A 22,717-nucleotide genomic window follows, 5' to 3' on the forward strand; every position below is an offset into this window, starting at 1 on the left:
CGGGCTCACGACTCAGTATGAGAAATAAAGACCGGCGAAGATGCCGTCCGAGCGATCGTCGCCCGCCACGCGGACACGGTACTGGACGTTCAGTTCGACGAACGATTGCGGCGCGTGATGACGGTCCTCGCGGAACCACAGACGCATCGCGACGCCCGGCCCGACGCCTGCGGTCGCGTGGCGCGCGAGCAGGCTGTCGTAGCCCGCGTTCAGCGCGAGATAGGGCATCGCAACGAGATTGTTCGCGGCGGCAAAGGCACGGCCGTAGCGCGCTTCGAACGTGCCGAGCGTTTGCGGATGCTCGATGAAGTAGTCGCCTTCGGCGTAGATCTGCCAGTACGGCCAGTTCGGGCGGTCCACGCGCAGGCTGCCGCCTTCGCCGGCGGACCAGGCGCCGCGCAGCAGCCAGTCGGCGCGGCTGTCGCTGCCGATGGGCACGAAGCGCTCGACGGCGAACACGAAGTTCTGGCGTGCGAAGGGTTTCCAGCGCGCGCCGAGCACCCCCTGGTTCGTCGGCAGGCCGGTCGAGCCGCCCGTGCCGTCGTAGAGCGCCTGGTTCATGCGCGCGTAGACCTCGAACACGCTGCCGTCGACGTTGCCGATGACGGGCGGCCGCCAATACAGTTCTTCCGACGACTGCAAGGTGCGCCGCGCGGAAAGCGACGGCGAGAACGCCGAGTTCATCACGCCCACCGTGCCGTAGCCGAGCGCGCCGGTGAAGCCCCACGTGCGGTCGAGGTCGGACACGGCCTGGCGCACGTTCTGGCGCGTTTGCGCGGCCAGTTCGATCTGGCCGGCGTCGTTCGCATCGACGGCGTTCGCGAACGCGTTGCGCGCTTCGGTGTTGTACGAGAGACGTTGCGCGGTGTAGGCGACGTCGAGCCATTCGCCCGGCGGCACGTCCGTGCGCTGCGTCACGGGCTCGAAGGCCGCGCGCGCGTCCTTGTGGCGGCCCGCGCGTTCCAGCGCGTTCACGAGCAGAAGGCGATAGGCGAGATTGTCGGGCGCGGCCTGCACGGCTTCGCTGGCCGCGCTCGCCGCCGCGCTGAAGTCGCGGTGCGCGAAGTCCGCGTAAGCGCGCGTGGCGGCGTCGTAGCCTGGCCCCGCGCCCGCGAGGCTCGACCCTGCCGGCAGCAGGTTGCACAGTACGTCTTGCGGATCGGAGGTGCAGAACACCACGGGCGCGGTCCTGGCCGGCGAGGCCGACGAGGCCGAAGCCACGGACGTGGCCACGGCGCCCGGCACGCTGGCGCCGCCCGTGCCTGCGTTCGCGCTCATGCTCATGCGCAGCGTATCGGCGGCGATGCGTTTGACGGTCGCCATCTGCGCATCGGAGAGCCAGTCCTGCTTGAGCGCCTTGTTCAGGTCGGTGCGCGCCGCGTCGGTCTGGCCGAGCTGCGCGCGCGCGAAGCCGCGCATGGCGAGCGAGAGCGCGTCGTCGCCGTCCTGGGCGAGCGCGTCGGTGGCGGCGGTGTCGGCCTGCGTGTACTCGCCTTCGCTCAGGAGCGCGCCGGTCAGCAGATAGCGGTAGCTCTGCACATCGGGCGCCTGGTGGATGGCGTCGCGCGCGAGCGTGGCGGCCTGGGCGTAGTCGCCGGTGCGATAGGCGTCCCATGCCGCCTTGGCGGGCGCCGGCGCGAGCAGCCGGTGCATGCGGTCGCGCAACGCCTGCAAGGTCTCATCGTCGGGCGTGAGGCGCAGCGCGGCGTCGGCTTCGCGCGACGCTTCCTCGAAGCGTTGCTGGCGCTCCAGCGAATAAATGAGCAGGCCGCGCAGGCCCGGATTGTCCGGTTGCAGGCGCAACGATTCGCGGGCGTGGTCGGCCGCCTCGGCGTAGCGTCCCGCGGCATAGTCCTTGTAGGCTTCGTCGCCGAGCTTCCAGGCCGGCGTTTGCGTTGTCGGCGTGGCCGTGGCGCCCGCGGCATGAGCACCCGCAAGCGAGGCGCGCAGCGTGTTGCGCGCGGCCGTGAGCGCCGGGTCGCGGCGGCCCTGCGCGAGCGCGGTTTGCGCGACGTCCAGCGCGTCGGCGGGGCGGTTCTGGTTTTGCAGCGCGTACACGCGCAGCAGCCACAGCCGCGTGACGTCGGGACGCAGCGCGAGTGCGCGCGCGGCGAGCGCGTCGGCGGCGGCGTAGTCCTTGCGGTTGTAGGCCGTGAAGGCCGCGTCGCCGAGCCGGAACGCTTCGCCTTCCAGTGGCGCTTCGCGGGTCGCCGCGTGCGGTGCCGCAGCGGGTTTGGCCACCGGGTTGGGCTTAGCCTGGGGCACGGCTTCGACGCCATAAGCGCGCGCCGCGCAGCTCACGGCGAGCGCGGCGCAGCACACGGCGCGCTGCGCGCGGCGGGCGGACTGGCCGCACGCCCGCACGGGGAAGAACGGACGCAACTTCATCGCGCGGCTTCCGCCTGGGCGGCCTCGATCGATGGCGCGGCGCCCTGCGCATCCTGCTGGAACGTGATGGCTTCGTGCAGCGTGGCCTCGTCGAGCCAGCCTTGTTCGACGAGAATCTGGCCGAGCGGCTTGCGCTCGTTCGCCTGGGCCTCCAGCGCGAATGCGAGCTTGCTTTCGTCGATGGCCTGCCAGGAGAGCAGCAGCTCGCCCAGGCGCTGACGCTGCTGCGTGAGCTGATCGGTCGAGGGGAAGTCGTGCATCGTCTTGTCCCATACGAGCCGCTTGCCGGTGAAGACATGCACGAGGAACAGGCGCCAGGCGCGCGCGGCGGCCATCGCGTTGATGAAGTTGCCGATGACCATGCGCGGCACTGCGAGCAGCGCGTGCTCCCAGCCGTACATGCGATGCACGAAGTAGCTGCGCTGGAGCACGCGCAGCGCGAGCGCGAACGCGTTCAGGCCCATGAGCGTGGCGAGCCAGCCATTGGGCGAGAACAGCGACGGATAGTAGAGCGTCCACCAGCCGAGCGCCCCGGCGATCCAGAACGCGATGAAGTTCAGCAGCAGCACATACGCGAAGATGGCAATGAACGACGTGGCGAGGCCCTTGCGGTCGCGAAACAGCAGGTACTTCACCGCGAGCGAGCCCTCCCAGCCCACCTGCGCCCAGCCTTGAAGCCCGATGCCGAGCGTCCAGCGCGCCTTCTGGCGGTAGGCGGTGCGGAACGTATTCGGGAAATACTCGCGAATGCCGAGCGGCATCGAGATCGTCGAGATCTTTTCCTTGCCGAGTCCGAACAGCGCCGTGCGTCGCGTCACGTACTCCACGCGGAACTTGCCGAAGATCTGCTTCATGCCGCTGCGCGAGAGGCGCGCGCCGATGTCGTAGTCCTCGGTGAGCGTGTCGGTATTGAACGGCTGGTTCTGCGTTTCGGCGGCGAGCAATTCGAGCGCGCGTCGCGAAAAGCAGGTGCCCACGCCCGCCGAGGGCACCATCTTCGAGAGGCTCTCGCGCACCACGAGATCCTTCGAGTGCCACTCGGCGAACTCGTCCATATAGGTGCCCGCCACGAGTTCGTACCATTCGCGTTCGAGCGACGTGACCGGCAACTGGATGAAGTCCATGCGCGGCAGCAGGTAGTTGTAGTACTTGAGCTCCAGCGGGTGAAGGACGTCCTCGCTGTCGTGCAGGATCACGCCCGCGAACGGCACCGGCTGCTGCGAGTTCTGCCGGAAAATCGCCTGCACGATCCAGTTCAGGCAGTCGGCCTTGCAGGTCGGGCCGTCGTGCGGCACCTCCACGCGCACGAGCTGCCGGTAGCGGCGGCGCATGCGCTCGACTTCGTTGCGCGTGCGCTCGTCGTTGCGGTACGTGCCCACGAAGATCATGTAGTTCTTGTATTCGAGCGTGCCGACCATGCTCTCCAGCATCGGCGCGATCACGTCGTATTCGAGCCACGCGGGCACCATGATCGCGAGCGGCTGCTCCGGCACCGCGCGCAGCTGCGAAGCCTGCAACGGCGTGTGGCGGCGCCAGACGGTGAGCGAGCGCCAGATCTGCCGCACCCAGTACCAGGCGTCGATGAACAGGTCGTCGAGGCTCGACAGCAGGATGACGACGCCCACCACGGCGCTCACCATCTGGAGCGCGTGGTAGTAGTCGGCGATGAGATAAGGCCAGTAGAGCGAGGAGATCATGGCGCGCTGCGGAGTGGCGTAATCCGGCGTTATTCGGCGTTATTCGGCGTTGTTCTGGTTCTTGCGGCGCGCGCGCGTCGCGAGGATGAACAGCGTCAGGAAGACGAACAACGTGATCGCGATGATCGGCACGCCCCAGGAGACGTAGCGGCGCCATTCGTAGAACTGCGTTTCGCCGGCGCCCGGCGGCATGCTCGCGTCCGGGTTGCCGCTGTCGATCCAGGCGAGCGGGCCGCTGTCACCGAGGATCGCGAGATTGCCGCGGTTCAGGACGAACGGCTGGACGGCGGCCGGCTGCGCGCCGGCGGCCGGGGTCGCGCCGATGGCGTACCACAGCAAGCCGTCTTCGCCGTGCGCGCTCACGACTTCGGCGCTCGAGAGGTGCGTGAGGCCCGTCACGTCGAGCCAGTCGACCGTTGTGCCGCGAATCTGGAGGCGCCGGCCGTCGCTCACGCGCGCGGAAGGCGACGCGCCGTCGATGGCGACTTCCATCGCCAGGAACGGCTTTGCGGGCTTGACGGCCGCGTCGCCGTTGGCCACGGTGAGCTCGGTCTGCGTCGGCGAGAGGCCGCTCGCGAGCGCGAGCCCGATCACGCGCGAGAGAGCGTCGGGTGCGGTGGCGAGATAGCGGCGCGGCACGATCAGTTGCGGGTGGCCGGCCATGAGCGGCAGCAGGCCGATGAAGGTGCCGTTCGGCGCGGCGTCGCCCGCGCTGATGTAGCTCGATGCGGGCAGCACGTTGACCGGATAGGCCTGCGGCGTCTCGTTGCAGTCGGCCGAATACGGCTGGCGCTGCACCGACAGGCGCAGGTTGTTGTTCACGCCCAGGACGTAGCCCGGCACGCGTGCGCGCAGCTGCTCGGGCTGGCCGTCGGCGCGAAGCTGCTTTGCCGCCAGCAGGACGCCGTTCCAGTAGATCGTTGCGACCGGACGCGACGACGAGGGCCCCGGCGCCGCCGCCACATAAAGCGTGATTTCGGCGGGCATGCGCGAATCGGCGGCGATGGCGGCGAGCGGGAAGCTCACGGTCCAGTCGCCGCGCGCCAGCACGTCGAACGCCTGCGCGGAGCCGCCGAGATTCGCGAGGCTCACGAATTTGCCGTTGTTGCGCTGGTCGGGCCGCGCGATCGGCGCGACGACGCTGTCGGTCGTCAGCACGCGGCGCAGCGTGTCGTCGAAGAGGCCGGCGGCCTGCGCGCCCGCGTCGGGCGAGACGGCCAGGACCGTGTGCTCGCCGAGCGTGGCCAGACGGATCTGCTGCGCGGCCAGGGCCGTGTCGGCCAGCGTCGCATGGCTCGCGCGCCAGGCCTTCAGCCCGGCTTGCGCGTCCGGGTCGCTCGCGAGCTGCGCGTTCAGCGCGTCGAGCGCGCCGGCGAGCCGCGCACGCAGCGCGGCGTCGGCCACCACCACGTCGCCGCTCGCGCTCGGGGCGCCCAGCACGATCAGCGCGCCGAGCTCGGCGTCGCTCGCGAGCTTGTGCGTCGCCGTGTTGTCGCGCAGCGCCGCGAAGGCGGGTATGGCGGCGAGCGCGTCGGGTACGGCAAGACCGCGCGTGTCGACATTCTCGCCCACGGCCGGCAGGGTGCGCACCGAAACACGCTTGCCGCCGCGCTCGAGCGCGACGCCGAGACGCCAGGCGCTGTCGAACGCGGCCTGCTCCAGTTGCGCGCCGGAGACGAGCAGCACGGGCGCGCCGGGCAGCGTGCTCCAGGCGTCGTCAAGGCTCGTCACGGCCCGCGTCTCGACGCGGTAGGTGAGGCGTGTTTGCGGCGAGATGACGATCGAGTTGGCCGCCGCGCTCGGATCTTCGCAATGGCGCACGCCGGTATTCGAAAGCAGGTTCACGCCGAGTCGCACGAAGCCGGCGCCGTGCACGCGCGGGGCCACCGCGAGCGAGCGTTGCAGCAGGCCGTCGCCGTCGGCAAGCGCCTGCGAGAGCGCAGGCTGGCCGTCCACGGAGAGCACCACCGAAGCGGTGCCGGTTTGGCCCTTGAGGTAGTGGCCATCGAACGCGATCGCGGCGTTGGCGAGCGTCAGGTTCTTCGGCACCGGCAAATAGAAGTCCTGGCTCGCGCCGCCCGTCAGCACGACCGCATCGGTGATGCCGAGATCGGACAGCGCGACGCTGCGCGTGACGCCCGCGTTCGCCGTGAGCTGGCGCAGGCTGTCGCCCGTCGCGCTGGCGTGGCTGAGCGCGGGCAGCAGCAGGCCGGCTGCAAGGGCGAGTGACGTGAGGGTGGTTCGGGAAGTGCGTTGGCGCGAAGCGAAGGGACGTTGGGGCAGCAGCATGACCGGGCTCGTGGGATGTCGGAAGGGCTCGAAGTGGGGCGATTCGGTTGGAATCGGCTCAGATCGGCTCGAAAGGGCGCGCAGGCGCGTTACACACGCGCGATGGCGTCGAACGGGGCGTCGCGTGACGGCGCGTTGGGGCTTGCCGTCCGGTTTGCTTCGACGCCAGGATGGGCGAACTCGTCGAAACTGCGCCCGGTGAGGCTCGCGACGATGCGCGCCGAGGCGTGGCCGTCACCATAGGGATTGAGGCGGCGCGCGAAGTCGCCGTAAGCCTGCGGGTCGCGCAGCAGCTCGCGCACGGCCTCGACGATCGACTCGCGCGCCGTGCCGACGAGGCGCACCGTGCCCGCCGCCACGGCTTCGGGGCGTTCGGTCACATCGCGCATCACGAGCACGGGCTTGCCGAGCGCGGGCGCTTCTTCCTGCACGCCGCCCGAGTCGGTGAGGATGAGCGAGGCGCGCTGCATGAGCCAGACGAAGCCCACGTAATCGAGCGGCTCGATCAAGTGCACGTTGCGCATGCCGCCGAGCGCCGCTTGCACCGGGCCGCGCACGTTCGGGTTGAGGTGGACCGGATAGACGATCTGGATGTCGTCGCCGAGGGCGAGTTCGGCGAGCGCGGCGCAGATGTTCTGGAACCCGGAGCCGAAGCTTTCGCGGCGGTGGCCGGTCACGAGCAGCAGCGGTTTTTTGCCGTCGACGAAGCGCATGCGCGCTTCGAGCGAGGCGCGCAGTGCCGCGTCGGCGTCGAGGCGGGCGGTGGTTTCGTGCAGCGCGTCGATCACCGTGTTACCGGTGACGATCACGCGCCCGGCCAGCGACTCGCGCGCGAGATTCGCCTTCGAGCCGGCCGTGGGGGCGAACATCAGGTCGCTCACCACGTCCACGACCCGGCGGTTCATCTCTTCCGGCCAGGGTTGCTGGAGGTTGCCTGTGCGCAGGCCCGCTTCGACATGGCCGACCGGAATGCGGCGGTGGAACGCGGCGAGCGCGGCCATGCAGGCCGTGGTGGTGTCGCCGTGCACGAGCACACGGTCGGGCTTGGCGCGCTCCAGCACATCGTCGAGCGCGCCGAGCAGGCGCGAGGCCAGACCGTTGAGCGTCTGGTTCGCGGTCATCAGCGCGAGATCGTACTGGGGGGTGATGCGAAAGAACGCCATCACCTGTTCGAGCATCGAGCCGTGCTGGCTGGTCACGCAAACGATCGATTCGACTTCCCCGTCTGATTCGAGCCGCTTGACGAGCGGCGCCATCTTGATGGCTTCCGGCCGCGTGCCGAAAACCGACATGATTCGTACAGGCATTGTTATGGTCGTCCTTGCACTTATCTTCTGCTGCCTGCTTCGGGCCGTATTCCCCAAAAGGCAGGCGAGAACCGCCGTGGCCGGTGTGATGGCAATACCGGGCCGCAGCTTGTTTTATTTGATTTGAAACCCCGATTGTTACGACAAAGGCATGAATATGCGTCGCCCGAACCATAATGATGGCAGGCGATTTTTATCGAGCCGCGCGGGTTTGGTCTTTACCGTTGCGTGCGCACCTGATATCTGATGAAAAACGGCGGGATTGCCGCGCGTCTTATCTCGATTTGAAGCCGATTATATCGGCGGAAAAATCCGTTGAAAATCTTCTATTTGGCCAAATCCGCTGTATTTGACAATAGTTAACCTTTCAGCGCCGAGTAATATGCTCCACTGGATAGCGCTGCTTGATCGGGTTTCGTTGCCGCGGCGATTTTGAGTCTGGAAAAGACGGATTTGATTAAAAGTAGCATCTTGAATGCTTTTTTATCTCGTCGATGGATGCGCCAGTTAACGATAAAGCGCAGGAGTCTCAGGAACATGCGGACACACCCCCGAATTGAGCGATTTGCCGGATTTTCAACGGATAAAATTGTGCCACCCCAGTTCCTGGTCGCCATCATCGGCTCCGGGAATGAATCGCGCCGCCATGGCCGAAACGGTTCGGGCCGGATGGCGTAGAATCGGCCTTCGAACCGACCCGGCCCCTCTTCAGCCCGCCCGTTGCGGGTGCAGCCAACCCTAGCGGATTTCATTTCGTATCATGCCAACCTCAGATGTTGTTGAGAAATTAGTGGAAGAATGGCGCGTGATTGCCGCCCGTTATTCCGGAACCATTCACGACCACGTTCTACACCTGGTTCGGGATCGAAAGTCGGAACTGGCATCCTCGTTTTATTCGCGCATGATGGCCGATTCGGCCGCGGAATTTTTTCTGTCAAACGAGCTGGTGCATTCGAGGCTGCACGACGCAATGCAAGGCTGGCTGGTCGACGTATTTTCGGCCGCGGTGAGCGGCGAATATCAGGCCGCGGTGCGCAGGCAGCAGGAGATCGGTGAAATCCACGCAAGGATCGGCATTCCCGCCTATCTGGTAATGCGGGGCTCGCGCCGCCTGGACGTGGATATCTTCGAGCGGCTGGCGGGTATCTCATTAACCGATCGCATTGCGTGCGCCGAATACGTTTCGGAGGTCATGGGTTTTGCGATCGAGATCATGTGTCATTCGTATGCCATTTCGCACGAAAGAAATGCGAGATCCGCCGAGTCGTATCGGCTGTTTGCCGCCGCTCAGGATATTGGCGCCGAAAAGGACAGGCAGCGTGCGGCGTTACTCGATTGGGAAAATGAATTGATGTACGCGATCGCTTCAGGCGAAAAGCGCAATCGTTTGCCCGCGCTGTCGAAGTCGGACTTCGGCTTGTGGCTGACCCACAAGGGTGTTCACGTATTCGAAGGCTCGAATGAGGTCTACGCCATCGTTGCGCAGTTGAGCACGGTTGACGAGGTCGTGCTGAGGATTTCCCATGAGGACGATGCGGCGAGGCGCATCGAGCTGTTGCGCGACATCCGGGACCAGACCCGAACCATCGACTTTCTTCTCAACGCGCTGTTCGAGGCCGCCGATCACATCGAATCGGGACGCGACGCGCTTACGCGGTTGCTGAGCCGGCGTTATTTGCAGGTGGTCATGAGCCGCGAGATCGACTTCGCCCGCAAGAACGCCACCCCGCTTTGCGCGCTCACCATCGACGCCGACTCCTTCAAGGAGATCAACGACACGTTTGGGCATGACGCCGGCGACGCAGCGCTGCAACAACTGGCCTTGAGCTTCAGTCAATGTGTTCGTGCCAGCGACTATGTCTTCCGGCTCGGCGGCGAGGAATTTCTTGTCGTGCTGGTGGACACGGATCTCGCTCATGCGATTGAAATCGCGGAAAATCTGCGCCGCCGCGTGGCTTCCCATCCTGTCGCCACGGCGCACGGGCAATCGTTTCAGGTCACCGTCAGCATTGGCGTTGCCGCGCACGACGGTCATCCGGATTACCTGAAGCTGCTCAAATCGTCGGACGACGCGCTTTTTCGCGCGAAGGAGAGTGGGCGAAACCGGGTCCTCGTTTCGGCGACCTGATAGCCGCGCCGAGTGCCCAGGCCGCGTTTCGCGCCACCGCCCATGCGCTGCAATGCGCAACAATGTGCCTCAATGCGCCTCGTGAATCGCGGGCCCGCCCGATGCGGCCGCGTAGCCGTCGTTCAGCGTCTTCAGGAACGCCACCAGATCCTGGATATCGGCTTCGTTCAAAGGCGGTTTCTCACCGGCCTTGTGATTGAGGAAGGGCGGATCGAGCCGGTCGACGTTGTCGCGATACTTCGGCGGCAGATCGTCGTATTGCACGAGCTTGCCGTTTTTCGTCGGGTACCACTTGCGCGGATCGGTGTCGCGCTCGGCGTAGAAGCGCAGCGCGTCGTCGAGCGTATGGAAGCGCCCGTTGTGGAAGAACACGGAGCGCGTGGCGACGTTACGCAGCGTCGCGTCCTTGAACAGGCCGCAAAAGTCGGTCTCGTCCGCGAGGTCTCGCCGGTAGGGACCGCACAATCCCATGTCGTAATACCTCGGGTTGCGATTCGCCGGAATCTCCGGGTTGCGCGGCACGCCTAGCGCCGCGTACTGGAAGTCCGAAAACTGTGCCGGCCGCCCGCCCGGCCCCGGCTGGTCGAAGTGGCACTTCGCGCAGTTCCCCTTGAGCGGATTATTGAAGAGCTGGTAGCCGCGCAGTTCCTGCGCCGTAAACGTCGCGTTGCCCGACATCACGGAGTCGAACTTGCTCGTGTACGGGTGGAAGCTGGCGTCCTCGGTTTCGAAGGCTTGCAGCGCCATGCCGACGCTGTCGAACGCCTTGTTCACGTCCGCGAAGACCTGCGCGCCGTACACCTGCCGGAACGTGTCCGCGTAGCCGCTGTGCGCCAGTTTCTCGATCACGACGGCGCGGCTCGTGTTGGCCATCTCGTTCGGGTCGAGCATCGGGTGGCCCGCCTGCTCGTGCAGCGAGGCGATCGAGCCGTCGCGCATGAAGCCGCCCGCCGGACCTTCGTCCTCGGTGTCTTCTGAGCCGGGGAAGTAGTAGTGGCGCGTGAACGCCGGTGTGTAGGTCAGATAGCGCAGCGAGGGCACGGCGCGCGTGCCGGGGCGCTTCAGGTCCGGGCCGCCGAGCTGCACCGCGAGTCCGTTGGGCGGGCCATACGCGTGCTCGGGACTATGGCACGACGCGCAGGCCATCTTGCCCGAGGCGGAGAGCGAGGCGTCGAAGAAAATCTGCTTGCCGAGCGCGGCCTGGGGGCTCAGTTGCGCGGGCACGGCCGGATAGCGGACCCAGCGTCGCGTGGGTAGTTGCATGCTCAACGATGCGGGCGCGGCGGCGTGCGGCGCGTCGGCGAGGCTGGGCGCGGCCATGCCGGCGCCGGCGGCGAGACCGGCAACGAGCAGCGCCGCGATCCAGGCGCGGGGTGGAAAACCGTTTCGAATCATCGGGAAGGGGCGGCTTGCGGCGGAAAGAAAAACGGCGAAGCGCAAGGCTTCGCCCGGTTGACGGCGGCGGGCGAACGCCACGCGGCTACGCGCATCACGGTTGGCAATGCGCGAAGCCGCACGGCGGCGCGGCGCACGCGATCAGAACGCGAACATCGACATGAGGTCGCCGATGGCCGGCGTGCCGTTCACGGGCACGTAGGAGGCGGACTGCATCGACGGGTTCGGCAGCCGGTCGCGGCTGCGCGACGACAACGACGTGAGACGCCAGTTGCGCTCGATGAACTTCAGGATCGACGCGTGATCGCTGTACGTGTGATCGACCGCGCCCTTGCGCGCATACGGCGAGATCACCAGCATCGGAATGCGCGGGCCGTCGCCGAAGAAGTCGAGCGGCTGGATCGGGCCGGTATCGAAGTGGCCACCGCCCTCGTCGGTCGTCACGAGAATCGCGGTGTTCGACCATTGCTTCGAGGCGCTCACGGCCGTAATCACCTGGCTTAGCCACTGCTCATAAGCCGCCGGCGACGAAAAGCCCGGGTGGCCGCTGAACGTGTTGGGCGGCACGACGAACGAGACGGCCGGCAGGTTGCCCGACTGCACCGCGGTCATGAAGGCCGTGAGGTCCTGGAGATTGTTCTTGAGCGACGAGGTCATCACCTTCTGCGAGCCCACCAGCGGGTCGCCGATGTTGTTGTACTCGGCTTGCTGAAGCAGGCCCGCAAGGCTCGACGCGAGCGCCGTGCTGCCCGTGAGGCTGCTCGAAAGCGAGCTGGCCTGCGACTGCACGTCGGCCGTGTCGCGCGCGGTCGTGAACCAGCCCCACGCCAGGCCCTTCGCCGAGAGCGCTTCGGCGATGGTCGGCACCGTTTGCGGCGGATAGTTGTAGTTGTTCGCGCCGATAGGCTGCGTGTTGCCGCTCAGGTCGTAGCCGGGGTTGTAGTTGTTGACGAGGTAGTACTTGCCTGCGTCGCAGTTGCTCGCCACGTGCTTCGACGAGAGGAAGCCGAGAATCGCGCCCACGCCCGGCTGCGTGCTGTCCGAACAGTTCACCCAGGAGCCGCCCTGATAGCCGTCCTGCGTGTAGAAGTTCGTCGTGCCCGAGAGCGGCTCCGGGTTTTCGATCTGGTTGGCGGGCGGCGTGGCGATCGCGCCGCTGCTGTTGAACCACGGCAGGTCGCCCGTCGCGATCGAGAAGAAGTTCATGCCCGTGCCGCCCATCACCGCCTGGTGATAGTTGTCGCTCAGCGCATATTGCTGCGCGAGCGACTTGAGGTAAGGCGCGTCGCCCGCCGACATGTTCATGAAGCCCATCAGCTCGCCGCCCTGGCCCGGGTTCGTCGGGCTGACCTGCGGGCCGCCCGGCACATTCTCGACCGTGTCGCCGCCCTGGCCCGCTGTGGAGGCCACCCATGTGTAGAGGTCGAGCTTCGAGTTGTCGCCGCCCGTTTGCTGCCACATCTGGAAGAAGCGGTGCACGGGGTCGCCCGTCGTCGCGACGAGGCCGAGCGACGAGTAAAGCGTGCTCAGCATCGTGTAGTTCGCGTTGGTCGCCGAGGTGCCGACGAGCGTCGTGCTCGGCTGGCTATAGTTCACGAGCGAGGCGCTTGCCGTCGACTTCGTGATCTGGAACGGGCCGTTGGGCAGCGTGACCGGGAAGTCCTGGTCGGCGGCGCCGTACAGGTACGAACTGGGCGCCACGGTGGGCGTCTTGCCTTGCGCGACCGTGCCGATATAAGCCGGCAGATTGTTCAGCGTGAGCATGCCGGTGTTTTCCGGCGAGGGCAGCGATTTGTAGGCGCTGCTGCGGGCCGGGTTCAGCGTATAGGCGCTCGGCGCCGTGGCCTGGTTCTGCGCGGCGAGCGCGAAGTTGGGACCGGGCGAGCCGTCCGCGTTGATGATGCCTTCGGAGAGCAGGTTCTTCACCGTCTGCCCCGAGGGCGGCGCATAGGCGCCGAACAGACCGTCGAAGGTCTGGTTCTCGCCGACGATCACGATCAGATGCTGGATCGGCGTGGTTGTCGGGCCCTGGCTCAGCGCCAGCGCGGCCGCCACCGGGCCGCTCGACAGCGGCGCCGGCATGGCGCCCGTGAGCGGCAGTTGCAGCGACTGGTAGGTGGCCGAATTCTGCGCGGGCGCGCCGTTGTTATTGCCCACGCCGACGGTGGCGCTGTGCACGGTGAAGCGCGTGACGTCGAACAGGCTGTCGAGCGCATTCGACGAATTCGCCTGATAGGTGGCCGAGCCGATCGGGTCCGCGACCAGCGCGGCGGGCACCTGCATCGCCGTGAAAAGCGGCTGCAACACGGTGTCGACGGCGCTGACCGCCTGCGCGATGCCCGTCGCGCTCACGTTGGCCGAGGCGATCTGCGAACCGCTCGGCGCGCTCGTGAGCGCCGCGCCGAGCGCGCGCTGCGTGATGAGCGAGGTGAGCGGATTGAGGTTGACGTTCAGCGCTTGCGTGCCGCCTTGCGCCGCCGGATCGATGACGGAGGAGAGCACCGTGGGCGTGCCGTCGGTGTCGGTGACCGGCACGGTCAGCACGAACGGCGCACGGCCCGAGACCGCGACGGAGAACTGGCCGCTCGAATCGGTGACGGCGGACTGCGTGACGGCGCCGCTGCGGTCGGTCACCGTCACCGGCACGCCGACCACCGGCGCGCCCTGTCCCGCCACGCCCGATATTTGCAGATGCGAAGTGTCGTCGTTGCTGCTGCCGCATGCGGCGAGACTTGCCGCGAGGCCCGTAAAAGCCAACCTGCTCGCGAGCGTCAAGGCGCGCTTGTTCATGTCAGGTCCCTGTATTTCTCGTTGAATGTAGGTGTGGTGCGCCGATGCTTGTGGTTGCGTGCGCAAACGGTCGCGCCGCCATGATGTCGGATCGATGTGACACGTTTATGCGGGGCGCTACGAGAAAAAACAGAGCAATGCTTCTACGGGGGCGTGGATCGTTACAGCCTTTCAAAGCTTACAGGTGTGGCTGCGGCATGGAATGAGGAGGCCGTGTTTTGGGGGTTTCGGCTGTGATCGAAGGACGGGAATTTGATAAGGATGCCGATTTAATTGTTATAGGTCAGGTCGATGCCGCCGCGCGGATTCGGCGCGCCGTGTGGCCATGAACCGCCACACAGCGCGCGAGGCCGGGGAATCAGAACGCGCCGTCGATGTCGGTCACGCCGATCAGCTTGTGATTGACGAATTCCTTTAGCCCCAGCGCAATCAGTTCGCGGCCGTAGCCCGAGCGGCGGATGCCGCCGAATGGCAAATCGGCCTTCACCGAGGTCGGGTGGTTGATATAGACCATACCCGTTGAAATCTGTCCGGCTACCTTGATTCCGTGGTCGATGTTCCGCGTGAACACGGAGCCGCCGAGGCCGAACGGCGAGTCATTGGCGATGGCGATCGCTTCGGCTTCGTCTTTGGCCTTGAAGATCAACGAGACCGGACCAAAGAACTCCTGGTAGTAGGCCGGGTTGTCCGGCTCGAGATCGCTCAACATTACGGGGCGTACGAATGCCCCCTGTGCCGGCACCTCGGCTCCGATCACGGTGGCCGTGGCGCCATGAGCGACGGCTTCTCCGATCTGCCTGCGCACTTCGTCGGCCGCGCTTTTCGAAGAGAGCGGCGCGAGCGTGGTGGCCGGATCGAGCGGGTCCCCCGCCTTCAGTGCCAGCACCCCGGCGGTATATCGCTCGATGAACTCGTCGTAGACGGCTTCGACGACGATGATCCGCTTGGACGAGCAGCACACCTGACCGGCATTCCAGTGGCGGCCCATGACGGCCCATTTCGCCGTTTTGTCGAGGTCCGCGTCGGCGAGCACGATGAACGCATCGGCGCCGCCCAGTTCCATGGTGCTTTTCTTCAAGGCCTTGCCGGCCTGCGAGGCCACCACCGCACCGGCGGCTTCGGAGCCGGTCAGTGCCACGCCGTGCACACGTGGATCGTTGATGATTTTTTTGATCTGGTCGCGAGACGCATAGAGGTTCTTGAACCCGCCTGCGGGCAGGCCGGCTTCGAGCATCAGCTTTTCGAATGCGTCAGCGCACTGCGGCACGTTGGAGGCGTGCTTGAGTACGACGACATTGCCGGCCGCCAATTGCGGCGCGATGATGCGCGCAATCTGGTAGTAGGGGAAGTTCCACGGTTCGATCGCAAGGATGATTCCGAGCGGCTCGTGTACCAGCCATGCAGAGGTCACCGCGCTGTCCTCGGACTTGAGTGCTTCGGGCGCCAGTTGCTTCTCGGCATGCTTGACGTAGTACTCGAAGATCGAGGCGGACAACTCGACTTCCGCCTGCGCTTCACTCAACAACTTTCCCATTTCCAGCGTCAGCAGCCTCGCATATTCGGCGTGCCGAAGGCGCAGCAGGTCGGCCGCATTCTGTAGAACCTTCACACGCTGCGAAACCGGCAGGGCCTTCCAGGCCTGGAAGGCGCCATGTCCCTGGTCAAGCGCATCGGCGACTTCGGCGTCGGTAGAGTTCGGGAACGTTTTCAGTGTTTCCCCAGTGTAGGGGTTCGTGGTTGCGTAGGCCATGAAACGACTCCTTTCGATGTGAGGTGCTTGTCAATAGCCGTGTGGATGGTGAGTCCCTGTCGACTACGAGGCGGTAGCGCGTGGATTGCCATCATGCGCTCCCGGAGCGCGACCGATCTAGTTCATTTCAGACAATGCTCTCTTTTGGAAATGGCAAACAAGGGGTTTGAGTCAATTGGCCGCAGTCGCTTATGGCTGCATCGCGATTGAATCCGTTCAATTCGCCATTTATTAAGGATGACGATGTATTAATAACGGAAGGAAAGGCGCTGACGCCATGCCGGCGATTGAAAGCCGTTGCGTTATGCGCTACCCAGCGTCATTCAATGGCGCCAGGCTTTCCGCCAGTTGATCGACGAATAGCGCAATTTTCTTGGACCGCGAGCGATTCACCGGATGGATCGCGTAGAAATGGGCAGGCTCGGGCTCGAAGGCGTCGAGCACGGTGACGAGATTTCCGGCCGCGACGTGCTCCGCGACTTCCCACCACGACTTTTGCGTGAGGCCGAGACCCGCGAGCGCCCAGGTGACGGGCAAGGTCGAACTGGTGCTCGCGAGCGCACCGGCAATGCGCAGCTTGCGCTCGTGCGCGGCGCGCCCGAAGCGCCACTGCGCGAACATATGCGGCTGCGTGTTGAAAACGAGGCAGCGATGCGCGGCGAGATCCTCGGGACAGGCGGGCGCGCCGTGGCGTTCGAGATACGCGGGACTCGCGACGACGACACGGCGCGTGTCGAACAGATGACGGCCGATCAGGTTCGCATCGACGCTCGGACCGCCGCGAATGGCGATATCGAAGCCTTCCGCGACGATATCGGCGTAGCGGTCATCGAGCGTCAGATGGATCGCGATCTCGGGATAGCGTACGGCGAATCGTTCGATGAACGGCGCGATCCACGCATGGCCGAGCGGATTCGGCGCCGTCACGCGCAGCGTGCCACGCACCTCGCGCGCGCTTTCGGTAACGCGCTGCTCCAGCGCCGAGAGGTCCGCCAGAATGCGCCGCGCTTCGTCGAAATAGGCTTCGCCCGCTTCGGTGAGCGACTGGCGCCGGGTCGTGCGCAGCAGGAGCGGCACGCCAAGGCGCTTCTCCAGCCCGCTCACACGGTCGGCGACGACCGAGGAGGCGAGTCCCAGACGCCGCGCGGCCGCCGAGAAACTGCCTTGCTGCACGACCTCGACAAACACTTCCAGTTCAGTGATGGCATGCATGGATTGCACGGAAAAACCGTGGACTGTTTCCGGAATTTAACCATTTATCAGGGCAAGAGCGCATCGGAAAATTAATGCACCGCAGCATTTTTCCGCTCGATGAAGGAGGCAAGAACCGTGATGGACTACCGGAAACGACTGACCGCGCTGATGGCGGGGACGGCGACCGCGCTGCTGATGCCCGCCGCGCACGCCGCGGACTCGAATCTCGTGACCACGCAAAAGCTCCGCTGGCAAACCGCCGAGGCACTGGCCGCCGAAGCCGTGCGCGTGTGCGCGGCCCGGGGCTACTCGGTCACGGCCACGGTGGTCGATCCTTCGGGGCACCAGCAGGCGGTCGTCAAGGGCGATACGGTGCCGTTGCAGTCGCTGTCCGTCTCGTACCGCAAGGCCTACACGGCCTATGCCTATGGGCTGGCGTTCGACAAGGATTCCACGAGTGCGCTGATCGCCGCGAAAGTGACCGGCCCGCTCGACGGCGCCGTGCTCGCGACCGAGCCGCAGGTGCTGTTCATTGCGGGCGGCGTCGCGTTGCGCAAGGCCGACCGCACGGCCATCGGCGGACTCGGCGTGTCGGGCGCGCCCGGCGGCGATAAGGATGAAGCCTGCGCGCAGGCGGCCGTCGACAAGTACCAAGGGGACTTCCATTGAAGCGCCGCGACTTCTTTGCCGCAACGGCCGGCGCGGCGCTCGTCGCCACGCTGCCGAACGAGGCGCTTGCCGGGACGGTGTCGGGCGATTCGGCGCCCACGGGAGCGTTCGAGGTCGTCGCCGCGTTCTCGGGGCCGGGCCCCTCGGGCATTGCCGTGACGCCGTCGGGGCGCATCTTCGTGGGCTTTCCGCGCCACGCCGACAATCATCGCGAGGCGACGCTCGCCGAATTGCGCGGCGGCGCGCTCATTGCCTATCCGAGCGCCGCGCTCAGCCTGCCGTCGGATCTGCCGCCCGCCCAGCGGCTCATCTCCATACACGGCATGACCACCGACCGGCGCGGCCGACTCTGGGCGATCGACGACGGCAAGCTTGCGGGGCAGCCGATCGCGCCGGGCGCCGCGAAAGTCGTCGGCATCGATCCGGCGTCCGACCGCGTGATCGCGAGCATCGTGCTCACGCCGCCCGCGATGCGCCCGGACAGCCATATGAACGACCTGCGCGTGGATCTGACGCACGGTGCGCAAGGCACGGCCTATGTCGCCGATTCGTCGTTCGGCCACACGGGCGCGCTGGTCGTGGTGGACATCGCGAGCGGCAGGCAGCGCCGCGTGCTCGCCGGGCATCCTTCGACGCAGCCCGAGGCGGGTTTTCGCGTGGTGCTGGAAGGTCGGCCGCTCAGTTATGACGCGAGTCACCCGACCTTTCCCGTGGGCGGGGCGGACAGCATCACGCTTGGCGCGGACAGCACGCGGCTTTACTATTCGCCGCTGACGAGCCGCCGGCTCTACAGCATCGCGACCGATGTGCTGGCGGACTTCGGGGCGAACGATGCGCAACTCGCGGCGAGCGTGGTGGATCACGGCGAAAAGGTGATGACCGACGGCCTCGCGACGGACGCCGCCGATCGCATCTACATGACAGCGGGCGAGCACGACGCGATCATGCGCCGGCTGCCAGATGGGCGTATGGAAGTGGTCGTGCGCGATCCGCGCATCGTGTGGCCCGATGGCATTTTCGCAACCGACCATCATGTCTATTGCACCCTGGGGCAATGGAACCGGCTGCCCGGCTTCAATGACGGACACGACTTGCGCGAGCCGCCGTATCTGCTGATTCGCGCGCCGATCGGCGAGCCGCCCGCGTTGTCGTGATTCAGGCGGTGTCCGGCACACGTAACGCATCGAGGAGACCTGTACGATGGCGGTGTCGGGCAAACGGTGACATCGATTGTTTGTCGATTGTTTGTCGATTATTTATCGATGGCCTGTCGATTTCTTGCCACCTCGCGCGTCGTAGTCGTGGAGGCTGCGTCAGCCACCGGGCACCCAACCGGGACACCCCCCATTATTGACAGGAGAAGCGCAATGCGTGTGATGGTCCTTATCAAGGCAACCGATGAGTCGGAGGCGGGGCAGATGCCCAGCATGGAACTCATCACGGCGATGGGCAAGTACAACGAGGAACTGGTGAAGGCCGGAATCATGCAAGGCGGCGACGGCCTGAAGCCGAGTTCGGCCGGTGCCCGCGTGAGATTCTCCGGCAAGGACCGGACCGTTACCGATGGCCCGTTTGCCGAGACCAAGGAACTGATTGCCGGTTACTGGCTGTGGCAGGTTCAATCGATGGACGAGGCGATCGAATGGGTCAAGCGTTGTCCGAATCCCATGGTTAGCGATTCGGAGATCGAGATCCGGCCTTTCTTTGACCCGGCCGACTTCGGCGAGGCTTTCACGCCGGAGCTTCAGGATGAAGAAAAACGCCTGCGGCAACAGATCGAGGAACAAAAACGCTAGGCGTTCGTTCGGCCCCGCGCGGGGCCGATTCTTTTTGCGCCCTGCGATAGAAAAACCGAAGCAGGGCGAGCGCCGCTTATTGCGTTTGCTGCGCCGTAGCCTGCTCCAGCCCGCTGCGGTTGCGCAGGAAGCGTTGCGGCGTTTCCCCCATCGCGCGCCGGAACATCGTGATGAAGGCGCTGGAGTTGCGGTAGCCGAGTTCGGTGGCGATGGTCGAAACCGCCATGCCCCTGGCGAGCCGGGAGATCGATTCCACCAGCCGCAAGCGCTGGCGCCACTGGCCGAAGGTGAGGCCGGTCTCGTCCTTGAAGGCGCGCTCCAGCGTGCTTTCGCTCGCCCCCACGCGCATGCCCCAGTCGTTGAGCGGCGTGTTGTCGGCGGGCGCGTCCATCAACTGGCCGCAGATCTGTTGCAGGCGGCGGTCCTTCGGTAGCGGCAGCAGCCCTTCGGTTGCCAGTTGCGCCTCGTGCATCTCCTGGAGCAGCAGCGGATCGATCAATGCGGAGCGGCGCTCGGGATGGCCGTTGTGCTGATCGAGCACGAGCGCGCCCACCAGCGCGTGCAGCAGCGTCGAAATCATCAGCACGTGGCAACTCGGCTCGTCGCGCGGCGCGACGTCGACTTCGAAATAGACCGTGTACATCTCCACCGGGCTGACCGCCTGCAATTCGTGCGCGACGAGCGGCGCGATCCACAGGCCGCGGTACGGGCCGAGCGTCCAGGCGCCGTCGGGCGTGATGACGCGCAGCACGCCGCGCGTCGTGTAGACGAACTGCGGTTGCGTGTGCGAGTGCCAGCTTTCGCTGTCGCCGGACTCGAAATCGTACCGTTTGGCGATGACAGGACGTTTGAGTTGCCGCCGCTGCGTGCCGGTCATGCGCTGCCAGATATCGGTCATTTGTGAATCTTGAGAGGAAGTGCGGCAAAACCGTCAAATTTCGCGGGCTTTGCGTAGCGAATTGACAGGACGTCGGCAAAGCTTCGCCCGTATTCTATCGTCCGTCCGCCAAGTTATGAATAACAATCGAAATGATTCGCATTCTTAATGTGGCGAAGATTAAATCTTGAACGGGGTGCGTGGGATGAATCGGGGAAGGATCATAAAGTCGTCGAACAACGTCGGTGACGCGGCGGGCAAGACGCGGCGGATCAAGGTGCGCACGATCACCGCCGTCGTGGCGCTCGCGATCGCGAAGATGGCCAGCGCGCAAACGGCGGCGGCGCCCGTGGCGGCGTCGGACGCCGCCGCACAGCCGGGCGGGCAACTGCCGGCCGTGGTCGTGCAGGGCGCGCGCGACGCCGAAACGGGCACGGGCCCGGTGGTGGGCTATGTCGCGAGGCGCAGCACGGCGGGCACCAAGACCGACACGCCGATCATCAAGGTGCCGCAGTCGATCTCGGTCGTTACGCGCGACCAGATGGACGTGCAGGGCGCGCAAAGCGTGGCGCAGGCGTTGCGCTACACCTCGGGCATCAACCCCGAGCAGCGCGGCACCAATACCGATTCGCTCGAATACCTCTACGCGCGTGGCTTCCTCGTGGACGAATTCTGGAACGGGCTGCGCACGCCCGGCCCGAACGGCGGCTTCGGCTTCAACGTCACGAGCTTCGATCCGTACCTGTTCGAGCGCATCGAACTGCTGCACGGCCCGGCTTCGGTGCTGTACGGCCAGGGCTCGCCCGGCGGCACGGTCAATCTCGTGAGCAAGATGCCCACCGCCACGCCGTACCATGAAATCGGTCTGCAAACGGGCAGCTATGGCCGCGTGCAGGGCTTCTTCGACATGAGCGGCCCCGTCGACCAGGACGGCAAGGTGCTCTACCGCGTCACCGCCGACGGCTTCAACACCGGCACCCAGACCGACTACGTGAACCAGCAGCGTTTCTCGATTGCGCCGACGATCCAGTTCCGCCCGACGAAAGACACGACGTTTACGATCTTCGCGAACTATCAGTCGGACCCGGAAGCGGGCATCTACAACTCGGTGCCGTACACGTGGCAGAGCCGCAGCCTCAATCCGGGCGAGCCGACGTGGGACAGCTTCCGCAAAACCCAGGCGTCGATCGGCTATCAGCTGGAGCACCGCTTCAACGACGTGTGGTCGTTCAAGCAGAGCTATCGCTTCCTGCGCAACACGCAGACGATCCAGTACGTGGGCAACGACGGCTTCAAGGCGGGGACCGACACGCTCGCGCGCACCGCGTATCTGAACTACGGAAGCCTGAATGCGCACACCGTGGATAACCAGTTGAACGCGAAGTTCGATACGGGGCCGGTGAAGCACAACGTCACGGTCGGCCTCGATTACCAGAACATGCAGTTCGACCATTACTTCTATGGCAATCTGACTTCCACGCCGGGTCTCACGGAAAGCAACCCGATCTACGGCCAGACGATCCCTTACCCGAACTTCATGTTCGCGACGTCGAACGCCACCTCGATCAAGCAGCTCGGCGTGTACGCGCAGGATCAGCTCGACATCGGCAAGTGGTCGTTCCTGTTCGGCGTGCGCGAGGACTGGGCCAACGAAGATCAAACCTCGTACAAGACCGGCGCGACCACGACGCAGTTCAACCGCGCATTCACGTGGCGTGCGGGCGGCGTGTACCAGTTCGACAGCGGCGTGGCGCCGTACTTCAGCTATTCGCGCTCGTTCCAGCCGCAGTTCGGCACCTCGTATGGCGGCGAAGCGTTCTCGCCGCTCACGGCCGAGCAGTACGAAGTGGGCGTGAAGTTCCAGCCGAAGGGCTTCAACAGCTTCGTCACGGTGTCGGCGTTCCATCTCACCGAGAACAACGTCCAGACCACCGACCCGCTGCATAGCGGCTTCAGCGTGCTCACGGGCCAGGTGCGCTCGCAGGGCTTCGAAGTGGAAGGTCACGCGAGCCTCACCAACAACCTGCAACTGATCGCGAGCTATACCTACACGAACCTGCTCAACACCAAGAGCAATTCGGCGTCTCTCGACAAGGTGCCGGTGGGCATTCCGCGCAATACCGCTTCGCTGTGGGCCGATTACTCGGTCTCCGCCGGTCCGCTCGCGGGGCTGCTGTTCGGCGGCGGCGTGCGCTATATCGGCGGCTCGTATGGCGATACGGCGAACTCGTTCATGACCTCGTCAGCGACGCTCGTCGATCTCTCGCTGCGCTATGACCTTGGCCGCCGCTTCTCCGGCCTGCAAGGCTGGACCACGTGGCTGAATGTCTCGAACCTGCTCGACCGCAAGTATTTCGCCTCGTGCACGGGCACGAACTACTGCTACTGGGGGCAGGGCCGCCTGCTCACGGCGGGAGCGAAGTATCAGTGGTAATTC

General features: G+C 65.5%; 15 protein-coding genes. 5 read left to right on the forward strand and 10 right to left on the reverse strand.

The genetic code is table 11. The annotated features are described in order from the left end of the window. Nucleotides 1-12: 12 nt before the first annotated feature. The 5 genes from C7402_RS24605 to C7402_RS46380 all read right to left on the reverse strand — a co-directional run bounded on the left by C7402_RS24605 (nt 13) and on the right by C7402_RS46380 (nt 8,433). Nucleotides 13-2,388, reverse strand: coding sequence for a bacteriophage N4 adsorption protein A (locus C7402_RS24605; RefSeq protein WP_116612488.1), 2,376 nt, complete (start codon nt 2,386-2,388; stop codon nt 13-15). Next, complete coding sequence (locus tag C7402_RS24610; RefSeq protein WP_112175087.1) at nt 2,385-4,085, reverse strand: glycosyl transferase family protein; 1,701 nt, start codon at nt 4,083-4,085, stop codon at nt 2,385-2,387. The genes C7402_RS24605 and C7402_RS24610 overlap by 4 nt, the downstream gene beginning before the upstream one ends. Nucleotides 4,086-4,124: 39 nt before the next feature. Then, entirely contained in the window at nt 4,125-6,374 is a 2,250-nt protein-coding gene (locus tag C7402_RS24615; RefSeq protein ID WP_244314929.1) for a cellulose biosynthesis cyclic di-GMP-binding regulatory protein BcsB, read from the reverse strand. An 89-nt stretch (nt 6,375-6,463) separates the two neighbouring features. Then, nucleotides 6,464-7,681, reverse strand: a complete 1,218-nt coding sequence (gene wecB / locus C7402_RS24620) for a non-hydrolyzing UDP-N-acetylglucosamine 2-epimerase (protein ID WP_116612489.1) — start codon at nt 7,679-7,681, stop codon at nt 6,464-6,466. A 359-nt stretch (nt 7,682-8,040) separates the two neighbouring features. After that, nucleotides 8,041-8,433, reverse strand: a complete 393-nt coding sequence (locus tag C7402_RS46380) for a hypothetical protein (RefSeq protein ID WP_133254542.1) — start codon at nt 8,431-8,433, stop codon at nt 8,041-8,043. Between the two features lie 8 nt (nt 8,434-8,441). Between C7402_RS46380 and C7402_RS24625 the strand changes: the two genes are divergently transcribed. Next, on the forward strand, nt 8,442-9,809 hold the full coding sequence (locus tag C7402_RS24625; RefSeq protein WP_116612490.1) for a diguanylate cyclase: 1,368 nt from the start codon (nt 8,442-8,444) through the stop codon (nt 9,807-9,809). Nucleotides 9,810-9,878: 69 nt separating this feature from the next. On the opposite strand, the gene C7402_RS24630 is transcribed toward C7402_RS24625, so the two are convergent. From C7402_RS24630 to C7402_RS24645, 4 genes are all read right to left on the reverse strand, one after another. Continuing rightward, a complete protein-coding gene (locus C7402_RS24630; protein WP_425273801.1) occupies nt 9,879-11,129 on the reverse strand; it encodes a cytochrome-c peroxidase in 1,251 nt (416 codons plus the stop codon). Between the two features lie 216 nt (nt 11,130-11,345). After that, nucleotides 11,346-13,994, reverse strand: coding sequence for an alkaline phosphatase family protein (locus C7402_RS24635; RefSeq protein WP_116612491.1), 2,649 nt, complete (start codon nt 13,992-13,994; stop codon nt 11,346-11,348). A gap of 358 nt (nt 13,995-14,352) precedes the next feature. Then, nucleotides 14,353-15,744, reverse strand: a complete 1,392-nt coding sequence (locus C7402_RS24640; protein WP_116612492.1) for an NAD-dependent succinate-semialdehyde dehydrogenase — start codon at nt 15,742-15,744, stop codon at nt 14,353-14,355. Nucleotides 15,745-16,053: 309 nt separating this feature from the next. Next, nucleotides 16,054-16,956, reverse strand: coding sequence for a LysR family transcriptional regulator (locus tag C7402_RS24645; protein WP_116612493.1), 903 nt, complete (start codon nt 16,954-16,956; stop codon nt 16,054-16,056). Between the two features lie 120 nt (nt 16,957-17,076). Here C7402_RS24645 and C7402_RS24650 point away from each other — a divergent pair, with 120 nt between their 5' ends. The 3 genes from C7402_RS24650 (at nt 17,077) to C7402_RS24660 (ending at nt 19,403) form a co-directional block, all read left to right on the forward strand. Further along, nucleotides 17,077-17,607, forward strand: a complete 531-nt coding sequence (locus tag C7402_RS24650; protein ID WP_116612494.1) for a GlcG/HbpS family heme-binding protein — start codon at nt 17,077-17,079, stop codon at nt 17,605-17,607. Continuing rightward, complete coding sequence (locus C7402_RS24655; protein ID WP_116612495.1) at nt 17,604-18,761, forward strand: L-dopachrome tautomerase-related protein; 1,158 nt, start codon at nt 17,604-17,606, stop codon at nt 18,759-18,761. Before C7402_RS24650 ends, C7402_RS24655 begins: the two co-directional genes overlap by 4 nt. A 213-nt stretch (nt 18,762-18,974) precedes the next feature. After that, a complete protein-coding gene (locus C7402_RS24660; protein ID WP_116612496.1) occupies nt 18,975-19,403 on the forward strand; it encodes a YciI family protein in 429 nt (142 codons plus the stop codon). A gap of 76 nt (nt 19,404-19,479) precedes the next feature. Here the strand turns inward: C7402_RS24660 and C7402_RS24665 are convergent, their stop codons facing one another. After that, nucleotides 19,480-20,301, reverse strand: coding sequence for an AraC family transcriptional regulator (locus tag C7402_RS24665; RefSeq protein WP_116612497.1), 822 nt, complete (start codon nt 20,299-20,301; stop codon nt 19,480-19,482). Between the two features lie 184 nt (nt 20,302-20,485). Here C7402_RS24665 and C7402_RS47450 point away from each other — a divergent pair, with 184 nt between their 5' ends. Beyond that, nucleotides 20,486-22,714 carry a TonB-dependent siderophore receptor gene (locus tag C7402_RS47450; RefSeq protein WP_133254543.1) on the forward strand — a complete coding sequence of 743 codons (2,229 nt, stop codon included), beginning with the start codon at nt 20,486-20,488 and terminating at the stop codon, nt 22,712-22,714. The last annotated feature ends 3 nt before the right edge of the window (nt 22,715-22,717 follow it).

The organism is Paraburkholderia unamae (genome assembly GCF_003096875.1).
In the GTDB taxonomy this organism is placed as follows: domain Bacteria; phylum Pseudomonadota; class Gammaproteobacteria; order Burkholderiales; family Burkholderiaceae; genus Paraburkholderia; species Paraburkholderia unamae.

Bases quoted from the DNA above. Each gene is read 5' to 3' on its own strand.
- C7402_RS24605 (WP_116612488.1), bottom strand. From the start codon at position 2,388: ATGAAGTTGCGTCCGTTCTTCCCCGTGCGGGCGTGCGGCCAGTCCGCC.
- C7402_RS24610 (WP_112175087.1), bottom strand. From the start codon at position 4,085: ATGATCTCCTCGCTCTACTGGCCTTATCTCATCGCCGACTACTACCAC.
- C7402_RS24615 (WP_244314929.1), bottom strand. From the start codon at position 6,374: ATGCTGCTGCCCCAACGTCCCTTCGCTTCGCGCCAACGCACTTCCCGA.
- wecB (WP_116612489.1), bottom strand. From the start codon at position 7,681: ATGCCTGTACGAATCATGTCGGTTTTCGGCACGCGGCCGGAAGCCATC.
- C7402_RS46380 (WP_133254542.1), bottom strand. From the start codon at position 8,433: ATGAAATCCGCTAGGGTTGGCTGCACCCGCAACGGGCGGGCTGAAGAG.
- C7402_RS24625 (WP_116612490.1), top strand. From the start codon at position 8,442: ATGCCAACCTCAGATGTTGTTGAGAAATTAGTGGAAGAATGGCGCGTG.
- C7402_RS24630 (WP_425273801.1), bottom strand. From the start codon at position 11,129: ATGGCCGCGCCCAGCCTCGCCGACGCGCCGCACGCCGCCGCGCCCGCA.
- C7402_RS24635 (WP_116612491.1), bottom strand. From the start codon at position 13,994: ATGAACAAGCGCGCCTTGACGCTCGCGAGCAGGTTGGCTTTTACGGGC.
- C7402_RS24640 (WP_116612492.1), bottom strand. From the start codon at position 15,744: ATGGCCTACGCAACCACGAACCCCTACACTGGGGAAACACTGAAAACG.
- C7402_RS24645 (WP_116612493.1), bottom strand. From the start codon at position 16,956: ATGCATGCCATCACTGAACTGGAAGTGTTTGTCGAGGTCGTGCAGCAA.
- C7402_RS24650 (WP_116612494.1), top strand. From the start codon at position 17,077: ATGGACTACCGGAAACGACTGACCGCGCTGATGGCGGGGACGGCGACC.
- C7402_RS24660 (WP_116612496.1), top strand. From the start codon at position 18,975: ATGCGTGTGATGGTCCTTATCAAGGCAACCGATGAGTCGGAGGCGGGG.
- C7402_RS24665 (WP_116612497.1), bottom strand. From the start codon at position 20,301: ATGACCGATATCTGGCAGCGCATGACCGGCACGCAGCGGCGGCAACTC.
- C7402_RS47450 (WP_133254543.1), top strand. From the start codon at position 20,486: ATGAATCGGGGAAGGATCATAAAGTCGTCGAACAACGTCGGTGACGCG.